This is a genomic window from Pseudomonas sp. W15Feb34, from assembly GCF_023127765.1.
GTDB lineage: Bacteria > Pseudomonadota > Gammaproteobacteria > Pseudomonadales > Pseudomonadaceae > Aquipseudomonas > Aquipseudomonas synxantha_A.
The window spans coordinates 723-1218 of the sequence record NZ_SPKN01000043.1 but is presented as its reverse complement, the minus strand read 5'-3'; the positions used below and the strand labels follow the sequence as shown (position 1 = coordinate 1218).

At 61.3% G+C, this 496-nt stretch carries 1 protein-coding gene; it reads right to left on the bottom strand.

From position 1 onward, the window contains the following. A partial coding sequence (locus E4O97_RS20040; RefSeq protein WP_248162032.1) for an RHS repeat domain-containing protein occupies nucleotides 1–496 on the bottom strand: 496 nt, incomplete at both ends.

The following is a 496-nucleotide window of genomic DNA, read 5'->3' as shown; positions in this document are numbered from 1 at the left end:
CCCTTGGCATCGTAGGATTTGAAATGCTGCGCGCCGTCCGGATCGATGCGCTTAACCAACCGCGCCCGGTCGTCGTGGACATACACTTCCTGGCTGCCGTCGGCGTTATGCACGGTGACACGGCCGTCATCCCCCCAGGCATAGCGCGTGTCCATCTGCGAAAAGCTCGCCCAATGCCGGACGCAACACGCTGCCTTGCCGGAGCCTTCCCACGCCCAGAAGAAACTCGCCCCACCGGCCAACTGCCGCTCAACAATGACGTGCTGATCGTCGTATCGATAACGCTCGCTTTCCCCGACAGCATTGGTCGCGCAAACCAGTCGTCCGTCTTCGTCATAGGCGTAGGAAACAACGTTCTGCTCGGTTTCCCAGACGTAGGGCTCACGCCCTTTGGCGCGATGCACCTGGGAGTCCACCGCCACGATGCGATCCAGCTCATAACGCAGCAGCAGCGAGCGACCAGCACCGTTATCCAGCCGCTCAATTCGCCCGGAAT